General features: G+C 65.4%; 17 protein-coding genes. 9 read left to right on the forward strand and 8 right to left on the reverse strand.

From position 1 onward, the window contains the following. Window positions 1-18: 18 nt before the first annotated feature. From FJZ36_04070 to rsgA, 8 genes are all read left to right on the forward strand, one after another. The gene (locus FJZ36_04070) at window positions 19-759 is read left to right on the forward strand and encodes a redoxin domain-containing protein (GenBank protein ID MBM3214071.1); all 741 of its coding nucleotides are present in this window, start codon (window positions 19-21) and stop codon (window positions 757-759) included. Then, entirely contained in the window at window positions 641-1,294 is a 654-nt protein-coding gene (locus FJZ36_04075; GenBank protein MBM3214072.1) for a TlpA family protein disulfide reductase, read from the forward strand. The genes FJZ36_04070 and FJZ36_04075 overlap by 119 nt, the downstream gene beginning before the upstream one ends. Continuing rightward, window positions 1,291-2,250: a 4-hydroxy-3-methylbut-2-enyl diphosphate reductase gene (gene ispH, locus FJZ36_04080; protein ID MBM3214073.1), complete on the forward strand. Its 960-nt coding sequence runs from the start codon at window positions 1,291-1,293 to the stop codon at window positions 2,248-2,250. The genes FJZ36_04075 and ispH overlap by 4 nt, the downstream gene beginning before the upstream one ends. 93 nt (window positions 2,251-2,343) lie before the next feature. Further along, on the forward strand, window positions 2,344-3,696 hold the full coding sequence (locus FJZ36_04085; protein MBM3214074.1) for a glutamine synthetase: 1,353 nt from the start codon (window positions 2,344-2,346) through the stop codon (window positions 3,694-3,696). Between the two features lie 17 nt (window positions 3,697-3,713). After that, a complete protein-coding gene (locus tag FJZ36_04090; protein MBM3214075.1) occupies window positions 3,714-4,481 on the forward strand; it encodes an MBL fold metallo-hydrolase in 768 nt (255 codons plus the stop codon). After that, a complete protein-coding gene (locus FJZ36_04095; protein MBM3214076.1) occupies window positions 4,478-5,215 on the forward strand; it encodes a gamma-glutamyl-gamma-aminobutyrate hydrolase family protein in 738 nt (245 codons plus the stop codon). Before FJZ36_04090 ends, FJZ36_04095 begins: the two co-directional genes overlap by 4 nt. Window positions 5,216-5,269: 54 nt before the next feature. Beyond that, a complete protein-coding gene (locus FJZ36_04100; protein ID MBM3214077.1) occupies window positions 5,270-5,842 on the forward strand; it encodes a methyltransferase in 573 nt (190 codons plus the stop codon). A gap of 30 nt (window positions 5,843-5,872) precedes the next feature. Then, window positions 5,873-6,904, forward strand: coding sequence for a ribosome small subunit-dependent GTPase A (gene rsgA, locus FJZ36_04105; GenBank protein ID MBM3214078.1), 1,032 nt, complete (start codon window positions 5,873-5,875; stop codon window positions 6,902-6,904). Window positions 6,905-6,923: 19 nt separating this feature from the next. Here rsgA and FJZ36_04110 read toward each other — a convergent pair whose 3' ends face one another. From FJZ36_04110 to FJZ36_04130, 5 genes are all read right to left on the reverse strand, one after another. Next, window positions 6,924-7,889 carry a hypothetical protein gene (locus FJZ36_04110; GenBank protein ID MBM3214079.1) on the reverse strand — a complete coding sequence of 322 codons (966 nt, stop codon included), beginning with the start codon at window positions 7,887-7,889 and terminating at the stop codon, window positions 6,924-6,926. Between the two features lie 12 nt (window positions 7,890-7,901). Beyond that, complete coding sequence (locus tag FJZ36_04115; protein MBM3214080.1) at window positions 7,902-9,215, reverse strand: DUF1501 domain-containing protein; 1,314 nt, start codon at window positions 9,213-9,215, stop codon at window positions 7,902-7,904. Between the two features lie 42 nt (window positions 9,216-9,257). Beyond that, window positions 9,258-10,463, reverse strand: a complete 1,206-nt coding sequence (locus tag FJZ36_04120) for a hypothetical protein (protein MBM3214081.1) — start codon at window positions 10,461-10,463, stop codon at window positions 9,258-9,260. Between the two features lie 897 nt (window positions 10,464-11,360). Beyond that, entirely contained in the window at window positions 11,361-12,344 is a 984-nt protein-coding gene (locus FJZ36_04125; protein MBM3214082.1) for a Gfo/Idh/MocA family oxidoreductase, read from the reverse strand. Window positions 12,345-12,434: 90 nt separating this feature from the next. Then, entirely contained in the window at window positions 12,435-13,793 is a 1,359-nt protein-coding gene (locus FJZ36_04130) for a B12-binding domain-containing radical SAM protein (GenBank protein MBM3214083.1), read from the reverse strand. Between the two features lie 508 nt (window positions 13,794-14,301). Between FJZ36_04130 and FJZ36_04135 the strand changes: the two genes are divergently transcribed. Further along, complete coding sequence (locus FJZ36_04135) at window positions 14,302-15,183, forward strand: DUF5050 domain-containing protein (protein ID MBM3214084.1); 882 nt, start codon at window positions 14,302-14,304, stop codon at window positions 15,181-15,183. A gap of 140 nt (window positions 15,184-15,323) precedes the next feature. Here the strand turns inward: FJZ36_04135 and FJZ36_04140 are convergent, their stop codons facing one another. The 3 genes from FJZ36_04140 to FJZ36_04150 all read right to left on the reverse strand — a co-directional run bounded on the left by FJZ36_04140 (window position 15,324) and on the right by FJZ36_04150 (window position 17,087). Next, window positions 15,324-15,743: an arsenate reductase ArsC gene (locus FJZ36_04140; GenBank protein MBM3214085.1), complete on the reverse strand. Its 420-nt coding sequence runs from the start codon at window positions 15,741-15,743 to the stop codon at window positions 15,324-15,326. Next, window positions 15,740-16,369, reverse strand: coding sequence for a dephospho-CoA kinase (locus FJZ36_04145; GenBank protein MBM3214086.1), 630 nt, complete (start codon window positions 16,367-16,369; stop codon window positions 15,740-15,742). Before FJZ36_04145 ends, FJZ36_04140 begins: the two co-directional genes overlap by 4 nt. A 103-nt stretch (window positions 16,370-16,472) precedes the next feature. Continuing rightward, entirely contained in the window at window positions 16,473-17,087 is a 615-nt protein-coding gene (locus tag FJZ36_04150; protein ID MBM3214087.1) for a hypothetical protein, read from the reverse strand. Window positions 17,088-17,731 lie beyond the last annotated feature (644 nt).

Consider the following 17,731-nt stretch of genomic DNA (forward strand, 5'->3'; position numbering starts at 1 on the left):
ACCCGGAGCCGTCTTTGCATGTCGCCTCTCCATCGGTACACTAAACCTGGTGAGAGTCGGTGCGGTCGAACCAGTATGGTTCGGTCCCCCCAACATGAGGAGTCCTGCATGTTGCGACGTACGCTTTCCTCTGTCCTTGTCGGTTGCCTGCTTGCCGTGACGGCGATGGCTGCCGAAGGGCCCAAGATCGGCGATGCCATCGACGACTTCACGTTGCCCGATGCCCGGACGGGCGACCCGACGGCCCTATCGACGTTCGCGGTCGAGGGGAAGGAGCCGGCCAAGGGCGTTCTCCTTCTGTTCATCGCCACACAGTGCCCCGTCTCCAACGACTACAACGAGCGAATGGCTGCCCTCCATACGGCCTATGAGAAGAAGGGCATCCGCGTTCTCGGCATCAACTCGAACAAGCAGGAGTCGGTGCCCGAGGTCGTCGAGCACGCCAAGAAGAACAAGTTGGCGTTCACCATCGTCAAGGACCCCGACAACAAGATCGCCGACGTCCTCAACGCGCGCGTGACGCCCGAAGCCTATCTCCTCGAAGTGAAGGGCGGCGACTCGCCGAAGCTCGTCCTTCGCTACCACGGAGCCATCGACGACAGCCAGAACACCTCGAAGATCCAGAGCAAGTACCTCGACACTGCGTTGGACGCCTTCCTCGCAGCGAAGCCCATCGCCAAGACCGAGACCAAAGCGTTCGGCTGTACGATCAAGCGCGTCGACAAGCCGTCGAAGGATCGCCCCAGTGCGACCCCGTGACGCTGTCGGTATATGCCTTCTAGCCGCCGCGACGCTTCTGAGCGTCGCGTGCGGCCGAAGCCAGCCGAAGGAAGCCGCCCCAGCCGCCAGCGTCGCACCCTCGGATACCGTCCCCGTCGTCGGACAGGAAGAAGTCGCCGCAGCCGTCGCTGCTGCGCGTGGCAGCGTTGTCGTGCTCAACTTCTGGGCGACGTGGTGCGGGCCCTGCGTCGAGGAGATGCCGGAGTTCGCCAAGCTCGCAGACGAGTACGGCTCCAAGGGGATCAAGTTCATCGCCGTCTCGTTCGACGACGTCGATACGCTGGAGAGCGCCGTCAAGCCGTTCGTGAAGAAGCACGCGTACCCGTTCCAGTTCGCGATCAAGGAGCAGACGAACGGCAACGCGTTCGAGGCGTTCGTCAACGCGGTGGACCCGGAGTGGGGCGGCGGCGTGCCCGCAACGTTCGTCTACGACCGCGAAGGCACGCTGCGCCATTCGTTCTATGAGCAGCAGTCGTACGACGACATGCTCGCCGCTGTGACCCCCTACCTCTGATCGGGACCCCATTGGCTCAGCAGCATGCCGCGTCTGCGCCGCTGGAAGTCATCGTCGCACGAAGCGCGGGAACCTGCTTCGGCGTCGAAGCTGCCATCAGACTCGCCGAGCACGAGAAGAAGCCCATTCTGGGGCCCCTCGTGCACAATCCGAAGATCGTCGGCGACCTCGCCTCCCACGGTATCCCCATCCTGGAGCGGTACGCCGACCTCGAAACGCTCGACGGTGTCTCCGAGGTGATCATCACCGCGCACGGCTACCCGCGCACCCTCAAGGAGGCGCTCCGCGAGCGCGGCATTGTCTACCACGACGCGACATGCCCCGTGCTCCTCAAATGGGTCTACCGCAAGATTCAGAGCTTCGAGCGCGACGGCTACTACGTCTTGCTCGTTGGGAACCCCCACCACGCGGAGATCATCGCCAGCCGCAGCTACGGGTCGCGCATCAGCGTCGTCTACAGCACGGAAGCCGTCGACGCGCTGCCGAACGACCTCGGCAAGACAGTCGCCATCTGCCAGACGACGATCACGCGCGAGAAGTTCCACGACCTCGTCGAGTACATCCGACGGACGAAGTACCCCGAATGCCGCGCCGTCGATACGCGCTGCAAGCCCGTTAAGAACCAGCAGGAAGCGGTTCAGGCGCTTGCCGAATGGGTCGATGCGATGATCATCGTCGGCGGGTACGACTCCAGTAATACGACGAACCTCGCCCGCATCGCCGCCAAACGCCTCCCCGACACGACCTACCACATTGATGCCAAGGAGCTCGTTCGGAAGGAATGGCTCCGGGGCATCCGCCACCTCGGGATTGGAGCCGGCACGAGCACACCCAAAGAGCAGATCGACGAGGTTCAGCAGCGCATCGCCGACCTCTATGACGGGCCCGTGCTCTTCCGCCGTGACGGCGACGAGTCCGCTGAAGAACTCATCGACATCGACGGTTCCGAGCTCTGACGCCGTGCGTGGCTTGCCCGCGGTTCCTCCCCATCGCTATAATCGCGCCCGTCCCATCCGCAACGTGACGTCTGATCAAACGACGGAGAACCCATGAGCGTGCGCGGGACGCTGACGCTGGACGAACTGCGCGAGCGTGTCGGCGCGGGAACCATCACGCAGGTCCTGTCTGTCTTCCCCGACTGCTATGGCAGGCTCGTCGGCAAGCGCATCGACGCCGAGTTCTTCGTCGAGCACGTCGCCGAGCACGGCATGCACGCCTGCGACTACCTGCTCGCCGTGGACATGGAGATGGACCCGGTTCCCGGCTACGAGCTGACGAGTTGGGAGACGGGCTACGGGGACTTCCTCGCGGCTCCCGACTGGCGGACGCTTCGCGTCGCGTCGTGGCTCGAACGGACGGCGATCGTCCTCTGCGACCTCGTGGACGAGAAGCGCGACCAACCGGTGTCGGTGGCTCCCAGGAGCATCCTTCGAGCGCAGCTCGAACGCGCCGCGCAGATCGGAATCGAAGCCGTCGGTGGCTCGGAGCTCGAGTTCTACCTGTTCGACGAGACCTACCGCGACGCCCGCGCGAAGCGGTACGAGGGCATCGAGCGCGCCGGGTGGTACATCGAGGACTACCACATCTTCCAGGGAACCAAGGAAGACGATGTCATCGGCGCGATCCGCGAGCATCTGAGCCGATCCGGCATCCCCGTCGAGTTCAGCAAGGGCGAGTGGGGTCCCGGTCAGCAGGAGATCAACGTCCGCTACGCCGAGATGCTCGAGATGGCAGACCGCCACTCCCTCTACAAGCACATCGCGCGGGAAGTCGCGTGGCAACGCGGCAAGTCAGTCACCTTCATGGCGAAGTGGAGCGCCCAAGAGGCGGGCAGCAGTTGCCACATGCACCTGAGCCTGTGGCGCGACGGCGTGAACCTGTTCGCGGACGGCTCCGACGCGTTCCGCGCGTTCGTCGGGGGCCTGCTGGAACACGCCGCCGAGATGACGCTCTTCCTGGCGCCGACCGTCAACTCCTACAAGCGCTACCAGCCGGGAACGTTCGCTCCGACGGCGATCACCTGGGCGAGCGACAACCGGACGGCGGCGTTTCGCGTCGTGGGCTATGGGGCGAGCCAGCGAATCGAGTGCCGCCTACCAGGCGCGGATGTGAACCCCTATCTTGCCTACGCCGCTCTTCTCGCGGCTGGGCTCGATGGCATGGCTCGCGGGCTCGATCCGGGCGAGCTCTTCGTCGGCGATGCCTACCGCGCCGAGAGCCTTCCGCGCGTCCCGACCTCCTTGCGCGACGCGATCGCTCTCGCGGAACGGAGCGGCTTCTTCCGACAAGCCCTTGGCGACGACGTGATGAACCACTACCTCCACTTCGCCCGGGTCGAGCAGCAGGCTTACGACAGAGCCGTCACGGATTGGGAACGCATCCGCTACTTCGAGCGGATCTAGCACCGAAGAGGTCGCGCATGGACATCACCTTCCTCGGCACGGCATCCGTCGTCCCGGGTGCGGGTCACGACACGGCGAGCGCCGTCATCAACGGCAAGTACTTGATCGACACCGGCTGGTACGCCGCCATCAAGATGCGGAACTACGGGTTCAGCCCGATGGACTTGTCGGCGGTGTTCCTGACACACTGCCACCACGACCACTACATCGGGCTTCCCCAGGTGCTGTTCTACCTGTCGATGCGCCGCCGGGAGCGACCCGACCGTCCGCCTCTCAAGATCGTCGGGCCCGCCGACGACCTGGCGACGGTCGTCGAGCTCGCCCGCGCGCTCCTTCAGCCGGGCAGGTTCCCCGACGTCGATCCGCCGGTCGAGCTCTTCCCGCTGGAGCCCGGCGACGCGTTCGAGGACGACACGCTGAGTGTTGCGACGACGACATCGAAGCACCCGGTCGCTGGGCTCTGCTACCGGTTCACCGAGAGGGAATCGGGCGCGACATGCGCGTTCACGGGCGACACGGCATTCCTGCCCTCCATCGCGGAACATGTGCGGGGCGTCGATCTGCTCGTCCACGAGGCGTCCTTCGGCGGCAAGCCGGCTCCCGCCGACAACGGGTCGTTGCACGCCGGAGCGCCTGAAGCCGCCGAGATCGCGCGATTGGGCGGCGTGAAGCGGCTCGTCCTGACCCACTCGACCGAGGATCAGCAGGAACCGTCACTCGAGGCGGCGCGCGCCATCTTCCCTAACACCTTCTGGCCCCGCGACGGCGAGACCGTCTCCCTATGAGGAGAGCCGCCAAGCCGGAGCCGCTCATCGGCATCACGACCTACGCGCGGGAACCCCACGACAACCGCGCGAAGGTCCTCGAAGTCTTCCGAAGCCCTTCTGCCTACTCGGACGCTGTGACCCGTGGCGGGGGCGTGCCGCTGCTCATCTCGCCGGCGATCCGAAACGTCCAGCGGCTCGCCCAGGCGCTCGACGGCATCCTGCTCGTCGGCGGCGGAGACATCAACCCGTCGCGCTACGGCGCTCAGCGGCATCCGTCCGTCTACTCGACCGACGACGAGCGCGATGAGCTCGAAGTCTCGCTGACGCGCGCCTTCATCGACGCCGGCAAGCCGATCCTCGGCATCTGCCGGGGCATCCAGATGCTCAACGTCGCGCTGCATGGCGACCTGATCCAGCACCTGCCCGATGTCCGCGTGCAGGACATCGATCACGCGGGGTTCCCATCGCCTCCCGGTTGGCACGCGGTCACGCTGGAGCCCGACTCGCTGGCGGCGAAGGTGTTCCAGCAGGCCGCGTTCGACGTGACGACGTGGCACCACCAGGCGGTCGGCAAGCTGGGCGACGGCTTGCGCGTCGTCGGCGCGGCTCCTGACGGCATCGTCGAAGCGGTCGAGCTGCCGGATCATCCGTGGTGCCTCGGCGTCCAATGGCATCCCGAGATCGACGCCGGGGTCGATCCGACGCAGCAGCGTCTCTTCACGCGCTTCGTGGCCGCCGCGCGCCCGTCTTAGCTAATCCCGACCGAAAGTGCATCCGCACCCAGGCAGTACCGAGGGCTCCGCCGTATGGAGACGCGCCCTTTGCGCCGCGAGATCGAGTTCCAAGCGACGGTTCGGGGCATAGCGCTCAGGTTCCAGTCGACTTGGGGCTTGTTCTCACCGAGGGAGATCGACGCGGGATCGCGGTTGCTGATCGAGAACGTGGACGTTCGCCCGGATGACGTCTGCCTCGACCTCGGTTGCGGCTACGGAGCCATCGGCGTTCCGCTGGCGAAAACCGCGAGCGGCGGCTCCGTGACGATGGTCGACAAAGACTTCGTCGCTGTCGATTACGCGAGGCGGAACGCGCGCCTGAACGGATGCGCCAACGCCGCGTCGGTGCTCAGCAACGGCTTCTCGGCGCTGGCGGATCGGCGATTCAGCCTCGTCGTCTCAAATCTGCCGGCGAACGTCGGCAAGGAGATGCTCACGATCCTGTTGGAGGACGCCCGGACGCACCTGGAGCCGGGCGGTCGGCTCGTCGTCGTGACCATTGCGGGGCTGCGCGAGTTCGTCCGGCGGAGCTTCCTGGAGTCGTTCGGGAACTACGAGAAGGTCAAACAGGGAAGAGCCCACACCGTCGCGCTCGCCGTGCGGTAGAGCGCCGACACGAGAAGGAGAACCCCATGCATGTGGCACGCATCACCGCAGCGACCGACCTATCGCCACCGTGGATCGACGGAGACCCTACCCTTGACCGATACCCCGAGTCCGCGCACTGGAACCGTCTACGCGAAGTCACTCGGCAGCTACACCGTTCGCGACGGCAACGCGACTGTCATCTGCTCGATCACATCTCTCCTGCGACGGCAGCTCGTCTACCCGATCGCGTCTCCCCAGTCCGTTCGTCGCCGTGTCGTGGACACCCTCGACATCCGCGAAGTGGACCCCATCGCCGTCGGCGACGAGGTCGAGTACGACCTAGCTCCGGACGGCTTCGGTGTCATCCGCCACGTCTTGCCGCGTCGGACGCGGTTCTCTCGGCTCACCTCTGGAACCAAGCCGCTCGAACAGGTGATCGTCGCCAACGCCGATCTGATCGTTCCCGTCGTCTCAGGAGCCCAACCCCCGCCGAACTGGGCGCTGCTCGACCGCCATCTCGTCGCGGCGGAATCGTTCGGTATCGCGCCCCTCATCGGCGTGACGAAGCTCGACCTCGCCGACGAGCCCACGCTCCGACGAGACCTCGAAGTCTACTCGCGGATCGGCTACCCACACGTCCTCACCAGCGCCATGGACGGTCGAGGGATCGACCAGCTGCGCCAGCTTCTGCGCAGCAAGACGGCGGTGTTCGTCGGGAAGTCTGGCGTGGGCAAGTCGTCGCTCCTGAACGCACTCGTGCCGGGGCTGGACATCCGCACGAACGACATGAGCGGCAGCACGGGCAAGGGCAAGCACACGACGACGACGCTGGAGATGCACGACCTCCCCGACGGCGGACGCGTCGTCGATACGCCAGGGATGCGGGAGTTTGGGATGTGGGCGCTGAATGGGACGGACGTCGCCGCTCTGTTCCCGGAGATGCGACGCTATCTGGGAACGTGCCGCTTCGGCGCGGGATGCCGACATCGGCAGGAACCGGGCTGTGCAATCCTCGAAGCCGTGCGCTCTGGCGCTATCGAGCGGAGCCGTCACGCGAGCTATCTGAAGCTGAGCGTGTAGCGACAGGTGGGCGAGTCGATCAGGGCAACGGATCGTACGCGAGGCGCAACGTCGCTTCGAGCGCGGCACACGCCGATCGGAACTGGCGTTCCATGGGCGTGGGCTCGCCGGTCGGATCGTAGCGGTTGTTGCGGACCTCGGAGCCGAGAACCTGCATCTCTGGGCACCGCCCCGCCCAGAACTCGAGGAACAGCGCCTGCCGGGGTCCGCCGCGATACGGGACGCTCGCCTTGGGTCTCGGCTTCACTCCCATCGCCCGCCAGGCAGCGATCAGCCTGCTCGACCAGGCTTCGAGCTCGTCCTGCGTCCGCGAGTCGAGCGAATCGAACGCGGCGGGCAGCAGCGCGCACTCGTCCCATTCGTGCTGGTGCATGTCGAGCATGTGCGTGTAGCGGTATCGCTCGAACAAGGCGTCCATCGCGTGCGCATGCGTCGAACGCCGGCACGTGTTCGGCTCCACCCAGAGGTCGTCGGCGATCTGCTCGTAGACGACGCCGATCTGGCGCGGCTCATGTTCCGATTGCCGCCACTCCGGGTATCTGCCAAACCGCTTGCCGTCGGCGGCGATGCCGAAGGCGTGCTTCCAGAACGTCTCGTTGTCGCAGGCGGTTCCATCCCAGCAGCGATACGGACTGCGCGCTCTGCCCTGGGGGTTGGAGTCCGGCACGAACGTGAGCAGGCTTTGTTCGAGGATTGCGTTAACGGGAAGGCTGGTCGGTGTCTCGTCGAGGAAGGAGCCTCGCAGGAGCTGCGACGCCGCGTTGACGATGGCGGCAGTCGGCGCCGGTTCGTGCCCGTGGGGAACCATCACGAGGAGCCTGAACGCCGGTTCCTGAGCCGGAAGGAGGGTCAGCGCTAGGAGTTGCCCGCCGCCGAACTGCTCGAACGCGTCGAGCGCCGTCCGGCTGCGGAACGCCGCGTGCAGCTCGCGGAACAGCGGCTGCCACTCGTCGGGATGGCTGACCCAGCAGCGTTCGATGTCCATCGCCCGCTCCTGCTAGGCGGAGCCCCAGCGCCGCGCGAACTTCTCGACCCCCTGCTCCGCGACGGGATCGCCCGTGCGGTTCAGACGGCTTACTTCGCTCGCGATCCAGTCTTCGAGCTCCGCTTCGAGCTCGGCGGCGATCTCCGGTTTGTCCTCGGCGATGTTCCGAAGCTCCAGGGGATCGGAGCGGCGGTCGTAGAGCTCGCGCGGCGGCGAGCCGTAGTAGTCGACGGATCGCGCGAGGATGAACTTCCAGTCCTCCGTGCGGAGCGCCCACTTCGCCTGCCAGGTGCATTCGGGCGTGATGACCCGCTTCAGCGGCTCTATCGGCTCTCCGTTCGCCATCGGCGCGAGGCTTCGTCCCTCCATCGTCTCGGGCGTCTGGACGCCAGCGAGATCGAGGATCGTCGGCGCGATGTCCATCGTCTGAACTGTTTGCGGGATCCGCACGCCAGCGGGCAGATTCCCAGGGAACCTGAGAATGAACGGCACGTGGACGTTCTCCTCGTAGAGCCCGTGATGGTCGTACCAGACGCCGTGCTCGCCGAGGCACTCCCCGTGGTCGCCCATCAGGACGACCAGCGTGTCGTTCGCGCGCCCCGTCTCGTCGAGGGCAGTCAGCAACGCACCGATGCCGTCGTCCACATACCGGATGCTGCCGTCGTAGAGCCCCCGCACGTACTCGGCGTCCGTGATGTTCCCGCCCAGCGCCCGGAACCAGGTGTCGCGCCATGCCTTGCCCAGCGGATGGCGCCACAGGGCGTCGAGCGACCGATTCGCCGGGTCAGACGCGGTCCTCGCGTCGCCGTCGTAGAACATCGTCCGATAGCGCTCGGGCGGCAGATAGGGCGTGTGCGGGTCCCAATAGTGGATGAACAGGAAAAACTGCTCGCCGCCGTACTTCCGCAGGAACTCGACCGCGCGGATGTTCTGCTGCTCGCACGTCACCATGAGTCCCAGCGACCTTCGCTGTGACGGGTCGATGTAGAACTCGTAGCCGCGCAGGAACCAGTCGCGGGCAGTCGCCAGATTGTCCACGGCGCAGGTCGTCCAACCGTTCCTCAGAAGCGTCGAAGCGAGGAGTGGCGTCTTGCGCGCCAGGTCGATGTCACCCTCATGGGCGACGACGCCATGCGTCATCGGGTGCTGGCCCGTGTAGAGCGTCGTGAACGACGGATGTGTAGGGATCGCCGAGGCGATCATCTCCTCGAAGAGCACGCCTTCGCGCGCGAGCGCGTCGATGGCGGGGCTGGTGGGTCGTCCGTACCCGTAGCAGGACAACTGCTGGGCACGGAGCGTGTCCACGGCGATCAGAAGGATGTTCATCGGGTCGGGGTTCCGGCTTGGATGGGCGTCACGCGAGCGGATTCACTTCCCGTAATGCTTCACCAGAGCGATCACGCGGCAGTAGTCGGAGAAGCTTACGTCATCCGGCACTGAATGGTCCGAGTGGTAGACGTAGCCGCCCGACTCCTTGGCAGCGGTGACCTTCGTACGGATCTCCTCCTCTATTTTATCCGCCTGGGACATCGCCCGGACGTCGATTCCGCCCTGGAGCACGAGCCGGTCGCCGAACTCCCGCTTGATAGCGAGCACGTCCATTCCCGCCTTCTGTTCGAGGGGGTTGAGCCCGTCGATCCCCGCGTCGATCAGGTCGGGGAGCAGTGCTGTGACGTTCCCGCACGAGTGGAGCATGACCTTCGCGCCTCGGTCGTGCGCCCAGTCGCAGATGCGACGATGGATCGGCTTGACGACGCTCCGATATGTGCCCGGCGAAAAGAAGAGCCCGTTCCGATGCCCCAGGTCGTCGGCGAAGCTCAGGCAGTCGAAGTGGTAGCCGCGATCCCACGCCATCGAGAGGAGCTTCAGGTTCACGTCCGTGGCGTGCTCGAACATGTCACGGCACCAGTCGGGGTCTTCGACCATGGCGATGAGCATGCGCTCCGTCCCGACGATCCAGCTCGCGAAGGCGTCGTAGCTGAACCAGCCGCCGGCTTCGATCCAGCACCCCGACGCGCGCCATCCGACGTGGTGGCGTTCCAGCGATGCCCAATCGACGCGATCCTCCGAAGCGGTCATCCGCTCCCGCGCGTCCGCCCACGACTCCCGATCGACGATCTTGAAGTCGATGAACTCGGGCGTGGACGTCGTGTGCTTCCAGTTGCGGAGCGTTGTTCCCCAGGGAGTCGTCGAGGTCGTGTAGCTGGGAGTGTCGTCCACGACGCGCGTCGGATAGCGGGGGCTGTTGTCCACGCCGAAGCCGGCGACCTTCTCAAAGCCGAAGAGCTCGCCGACGCCTACGTGCGCCGGGAGCCCTTCGCGGCGCCAACGGGCGATTGTCGTGCCCCATGGCGCATCGCGCAGCGGAACGCGATCCGGCGGCTCGTGCGCGTAGACTCGGAGCATCCGCTCGTGGGATGTCAGTGCATCCGGCATCGTCAGTTGCGCTCCCAGTGGTAGAGGAACATCTCCGCCGCGTGCCACGAATGGGGCTCGCACCGACGCCGATCCACGTACTCCGGCGCCACGATCCCCATCTTCGAGTAGTTCGCCTGACTTGCATGCGCCTCCCATGTCAGCGGGTAGCCTGAGTCCTCGACCACCACCGGGATGTGATGGAAATGCGCCTCCGCCCAGGCGAGGTAGGGGTAGTTCCGCCGCGTCGCCGGTCCGAACCCCGGCGACTCGACGTGAGCGTCGCGGTAGTCCATCCAGAAGATCGCCGAGTACGAATCCTCGACGGCGGGTATCTCGAACGGATCGTCCAGGCGCATGCGCCGCAAGCCGTACTTCAGCCACTTCGTCTGGTAGACGGGATGCTCGCCGAAGTCGGTCAGCCCGGTGATGTGGTTCCCCCGCCGGAAGTCGGGAACCATTCGCAGGATCGTCGCGACGAGGGGATGGAACTGGTCGCTGACGCACGAGATCATCGTCAGGAGCTGACCCAGGTTGTCGGGCTCCGGGGTGCCCGCGTTGTTGCGGTCGAACGGGTCGCGGAGCATGGCGATCCAGTCGGCGACCAAGCCAATATCGCCCGTTCGCTCCAAGCAGAGGACAACCATGGCGGCGTCGCGATACCAAGGCCTCGGATAGACGAACAGGTTGGGAACCGGCTTGCCGTCCACGATGTTGATGAGGAGCTCATGGTAGAGCCGCCGCATCAGCGCGGGGTTCCGCCGATCCTCGAAGCGATGCAGTCGCATCGGGATCGTGTCGAGGCACTCGCGGTCTGTGCCATCATCGAGCCACACGCCGTCGCCGTCCTCGGACAGGACGACGCGCAAGCCGTCAGCGATCTCCAGCGAAACGCGGTACTCCGCCGGGTCGATGTGTTCTTCGACGACCTCCCACGAGCGGAGCATCGCGCCGGTGAGAGCGTCCAGGAGCTCGCCGCCGCGATAGAGCAACTTCGTGCGGCGTCCCATCCCCAGCAGATAGAACGGGCGCAGCGGCATGCGTTTCGGCTCCCTGCTAGCCCTTGAAGGACGTCTCCAAGATCGTGCGCTTCTGCGCTGCTTCGTAGGCGAGAACCGAGGCTTCGAGCGTCTTGACTGCAGCCGCGTACGGCGCGCGGATCTTCGATGTGTTCTTTGACTTCACGGCGTCGATGAAGACGCGATCCTCGGCTTCGACCATGTTCACCTCGGTCTTGAACTCCTCGGTCGCGTCGGGCGTGCGCACCTTCAGCTTCCCGTAGTCGAACTCGAGGATGAAGTCCTTAGCGAACAGGTCGATGCCCGGCGTCTTGAACCCCTGTGACAGCATGCACGCCGATGTGATGGTCCCGACACAGCCATTCTCGTAGTAGAGGAACACGATGCTGGCGTTGTCTACGTCCGCCGTCTCGTCGACGGGCGTCCGGGTCACGAATCCGCCGCCGACGGCCGCGACGTCGCCCACGACGTAGAGCGCCAGGTCGAGGATGTGCGTCGTCTGCTCAATGAGCTGCCCGCCGGACTTGTTCCGCTGACGCCACCAGTGCCCGGGTCCGCCCGGCATCCCGCCCATATAGTGACCGTTGGCGACTTCCAGCTTCCTGTCCTTCACTCGGTCGAGCATGGTATCGACCGTGTTCAGGTAGCGGACGCAGTACCCGACGGCGTTGACGACGCCCGCCTTCCTGATCGCCTCATACTTCCGCAGCGCGTCCTCCATCCGCAGGCAGACGGGCTTCTCGGAGAAGACCGCGCAGCCCTTCGCGGCGACGTGCTCTTCGATGTCGGCGTGCGCGAACGGCGGCACGCAGACGTACACGACGTCCAGGTCCTCCGAGTCCAGCATCCGTCGGTAGTCAGCATAGGTCTTGGATACCGAGTTCTCCTGAGCGCGCCGAGCGAGGATGTCCGGGTTGATGTCGCACAGGGCGACCAGCTCGACGTCTTCGAACTTCCGCAGCGTGCCCAGATGCGCGCCCGCCATGCCGCCCACGCCCACGAATCCGACTCGAACGCTCATCGCCGTCTCCTTCGGGTGCTCGCTGCCCTTCCGCCGTCGGAACGCGCCCACTATACGGAGCGCGCCGCGAGGTGTCAACCGAACGCGCGGCTATGCGGCGCTCGTGGGCGGCGTGAAGGTTCTGCCGCGCTCGAACGTGCCGAACGCTCGATGGCGCAGTCGATACCCCAGGTTCAGGGGCGCGATCGCCCGCAGGACCACCGATGGCGGCAGGTAGCCGAACGCCCGCACCAGGCGGCGAGCCACCCGCCGACGGGAATAGAACTGGCTCGAAACCCAATCCATGCCCGTCTTGAGCGTCTCCGGACTCATATGAACCGGGTCGAACACGACGTGTCCGAAATCATAATGACCCCAATCCTTGTCAACGATCCGACCGGCGCGATCCATCTCGTCGAACAACGGCGTTCCAGGGAAGGGCGTCAAGATGGTCGCCTGAAGCGCGTCGACGCGCGCCGTGTCGAGGAACTCCAGCGTCTGGCGGAACACGTCTGGCGTGTCCCAGTCCATTCCGAACACGACGCCCGTGTAGACGCCGATGCCCGCCTGATGGATCTGCTCGATGGCGCGGACGTAGTCCTTCGCCCGATTCACGTGCTTGTTCCAGGCGGTCAGGTTGTCCTGCGACAGCGACTCGATTCCGATGAAGATGCCGCAGCATCCGCTCGCGGACGCCAGCCGCAGTAGTTCCGCGTCGGACGCCAGTCGGATGCTGCACTGGCTGAGCCACCGCTTCTTCAGCGGGATCATCGCCGCGAAGAGCTCCTTCGCGTAGTCCGGCTCACCGATGATGTTGTCGTCCATGAAGAGGACGTTCCCGCCCAACCCCCGCAGTTCGTCGACCACCTCGTCGACGGGACGCTTGCGGAACGTGTACCGGCTGAACGCCGCGACGGAGCAGAAGGTGCATCGGTACGGGCAGCCGCGCGTCGCCTGCATCACGTCCGGAGTGATGTAGCTCGATCGGCGGATCAGGTTCCGGTCGGGAACGGGCAAGCCGGAAAGGTCGGCGGGACCTCCGTCGTAGAACGGCTGGAGCCGTCCCGCCGCGAAGTCCTCCATCATCTTGGGGACGTTGCTCTCAGCCTCGCCGATGCACACCGAGTCTGCGTGCTGGATCGCCTCTTCGGGCAGGAACGAGGGATGGAACCCGCCGAAGATGACCGGGATGCCCTTCGCTCGGAACCGATCCCCGATCTCGTAGGCGCGCGGCGCGTTGAACGTCATGAACGATACGCCGACGAGGTCCGCCTCGATGTCGTAGTCGATGGGCTCGACGTCCTCGTCGATGATGCGCGTCTGGACGTACGGCGGCATCGACGCAGCGACGTAGAGGCTCGGCAGCATCGAGAAGCGGAAGGCTCGCGCCCCGCGATGCTTGCCGGCTTTGGTCGTGCGCCAGTAGGGAGAGGTTGGACAGATGAGCACAAACCGAACCTCGCGTGCCATGGTGGGCTCCCTCGGAACGGCGTTCAACGGACACGAAGGGCTTCGACGCAGGTGCTCAGTACCGTAGCGCGAATCGGCACGTGTCGTAAGATATCCGCGATGCCGGCAGGCGCGCCGAGCGCGTCAGCAAGCTCCAATGCGCCATGGTTGGTGCATGCGTGTCCCGTCGGCTCCGCCTCGTGGGCAGACGAGCAGAACGAGATTGGCCTGCTGTCAACTGCGCCGGCACCCGCAACGTAGAATGCTACGGCTGACAGCGGCGGCGCCCCCGAGCCATGGACGTGCGAGCACCCGAAGCGTCCAGCATCGACCGTGTTCTCCCGGTTGACGATGTGTCAGAGCGGTGCTCCGGACTCCCCCACGAGGCATGGCACTTCCCGCGGCCGGGAGCACGGAGCTAGGGCGCGGACCCAAATAGCAGCACTGACGGCAATGCTCACGCAGTATCTAAGGAGAGCGAGACGTGGGCCATACCGCAAAACGCCTTGTGGTCTTGGGTTTGCTGGCGATGGCTGGCCTTGCCGCCGGCCAGCAGATCGCGTTCTCCTCCGACCGCGGCGGCAACGCGGACATCTTTGTCATGGCATCGGATGGAGCAGACCAGAAGCCTCTAACAAACCACGTTGCGGGTGACTGGCGCCCGTCTTGGTCGCCGGACGGACGGAGGATCGCCTTCGACTCTATGCGCGACGGGAACTACGAGATCTATCTCATGGACGCGGACGGCACCAACCTGAAGCGCCTGACGACCGACCCCGCCCGGGACTATGCACCATCCTGGTCGCCGAACGGCGGCAAGATTGCCTTCACGTCCGACCGTGACGGGAACGAGGAAGTCTACGTCATGAACGCGGACGGCACAGCCCAAACCAATCTGACGAACAACCCGGCGCCGGATTTCGGTCCGGCTTGGTCGCCTGATGCACGGCACATCGCTTTCACTTCGCGACGCCATGGGAATCTGGACATCTATACCATGAACGCGGAGGGAGCGCGTCTGACACGCCTGACGGACGAACCCGCATGGGACTATTCGCCATCCTGGTCACCAGATGGACGGCAAATCGCGTTTACCTCGGAACGCGACACGAACGGCGAGATCTATGTCATGGACTCGGACGGAGCAGGACAGACGCGTCTGACGAACGATCCGGCCTGGGATAGAACCCCGTCTTGGTCACCGAATGGGCGACAGATCGCCTTCTCCTCCGCCCGCGACGGGAACTGGAACTACGAGATCTACGTCATGGACGCGGACGGGGCGGGACAGGTACGTCTGACCCACAACCCCGCCAACGATTCATCGCCTGACTGGGGCCCGCCGGGCCTTGCTGTACCTCGCCGCGAAACGGCAACGTCGTTGTGGGCTCGCATCAAGACCTCCACCTGACTGGCGTGACGACCGATGCGCTCCCATCAGCGACAACGCACGCGAGAAGTCTGGTAGACTGTCACGCCCACGCGCGGGCGATCCGAGTCGCTGGATGCCTTCGCGCCGCCCGGCGAGCACGATGGGCATTCCGCCTCCCTTCAGGCAGGACGGAACTGGCTAGCAAGGAGCTCCGGCAGTCGGCTTTCGAGTTCGTCCCGGACCGCGCGGAAGGCGTCGCGCGACGCCTGTGGCGATTCCGTCACCCGGGCGGGATCGGACAGCGGCATGTGAACGTGTCGGATACCGGGTGGCAACGGGGGACACACTTCCTCGGCGCACAGCGTCACGACGAGGCAAACTCGATCCAGTGGAACCGCATCGAGCCCTTTCGCATGCTGCCACGAGGCGTCCAGCCCGATCTCAGCGAGGACTTCGATGGCGACCGGGTTGATGCGAGACGGATCGCTCCCAGCGCTGTAGACGGTTGTTCCGGGCGGTAGCAGGCTGCGGGCGATCGCCTCCGCCATCTGGCTGCGGGCCGAGTTCGCGACGCAGAGGAACAGCACGCCGCGCCTCATCGAGTCATCTCCCACCACAGCGCGCGGGCTCGCGCGTTGAGCTCGTCCAGCGTGCCGTCGTTCTCGATGACGTAGGTGGCTCGTTGGCGCTTCTCGTCGAGCGGCATCTGGAGCGCGATGCGGCGCTCCGCCTCGTCGCGCGTCAGCGGTTTCCCTTCGCGTCGGGCCCTCGCCATCGCCCGTTCGATTTGCGCATCGTGAGGAGCCGCGACGACGACCGCCGCGTCCATGTGGCGATCGAGCCCCGACTCGAACAGCAACGGCGAATCGACAACCACGACGCCGTCGGGATGCTCCGACAGGTACGCGTCTGCCAAGGCGGTATGCCGCGCAATCGTCCGGGGATGGAGGATCGCCATCAGTCGCTGTCGGGCTGGTTCGTCGTGAAAGACGACGCGCCCCAGGGCAGCGCGGTCGATGGCTCCTGCGGCGTCGAACACGCCCTGACCGAACGCTTCGCGCACCTCGCGCTGGACGCTGGCGTCCATGGCGAGCAGCTCGTGGACGGTGGCATCTGACGACAACACGTGCGCTCCGAGCTCCCGCCACACGGCTGCGACGGTGCTCTTGCCGCACGCCATGCCGCCCGTCAACCCGATGCGTCGAATGGGGGCTGCGTTTGGCATTTCGGAGTGCCGGTTTCCTTAGCCTCTTGCCGAGTAGAGACACGACGACCCTCCCCTTGTCGCCAAGGAGGAGGGTCCGGGTGGGAGTTCCTTGCACGAGCGCTTAGGACTCGCGTCGTTTGTAGCTGTGGACGGGTCTGGGTCCGGACGGCCGGCGGCCGCGATCCTGCGGACCCCGTCGGTGATCGTCGCGCCGCGTCAGTTCGCTCAGGGGCGGAGCGCCGATCACTTCGTAGCTGTGCGCCGCGTGGCGGAACACGACGACGGAGCCCTCGTCCGTCCCCAGGCTCATCTTGATCTCGAAGTGGCTGTACCAGTCGATGTTGCCCGTGAAGGACTCGCCTCCGCGCAGCACGATCTTGAGGGGCAGCTTCTTCTGTCGGGCGACGGCGAGATGGCGCGTGTCGATCTGGAACCGCTCTTTGCGCGGCTTGATCGCCGTCAGCCCCTGGCTCCTGACTCCCTCGTCGTAGGTGAGGTGCTTCTGAACAACCTCAACGTCAGGGGCTTTGTAGCAGTACTTGATCTGGAGCTTGTTGATCCGCGTCTTCTCGCCGTTGGTGTTGACGTCGAGATCGTAGACCAGTCGCTTATGGAGAGTTCCTTCGACCGCCCCGTCGTACGTGACGAAGACCATCGGCGTCTTCTCGCGAAGCTGCTTCTCCATGTACAGACGACCGAAGCCTTCGCGTTTCTCGCGGCGCTCCTGCGGCGACATCCGTGTGCGGCTGCCGCCTCCGCGAGGTCCGCGTCGGGGTCCTCCGCGTTGCGCGTCCCCTCGACCGGGGCCACCAGGTCGAGCCCCGGGAGCGCGATGAGCGCCATCGCGAGAGCCCGGCGCGTGGTCGCCCTCTGGCGGTCTGGGACGACTCGCGCCGCCGCTGGGAACCGGGCGCACTCCCCCGCTGGGAGTCCACACGCGGGTGTGGGGAGTGGAACCTTTGGGTTTGTCCTTCATGGTGTCATTGACAGCGCGCGGCTGTTCTCCCCCTCTCTCAGTATGGAGCATCGGCAGCGCGCTAAGCGGGCAGCCGACTCTTGTCGCTTACTATAAACCAATCTTAGCCGCATGGCAAAGGCTCTGGTCAGGCTTCAAGCAGATGCTCGGATGCGCCGCGTTCCCGGTCGGCGTATGATCCAAGCGAGAACGCCGTCGCGGGCGTGCCCGACCGCACAGCGAAAAGGAGAGCGCGACCATGAACTCCCGCGAGCGCTTCCACGCGACCTTCACCTACGGACAACCCGACCGCGTGTTCCTCTTTCCTCAATGGACATTCCACGACACCCGTCAGCGATGGCTCCGCGAGGGGATGCCCTGGGACGACCACTTCAACACCTACTTCGGCTTCGACCGGCTCGAAA

The sequence above is a fragment of the Candidatus Poribacteria bacterium genome (assembly GCA_016866785.1).
Lineage (GTDB): Bacteria > Poribacteria > WGA-4E.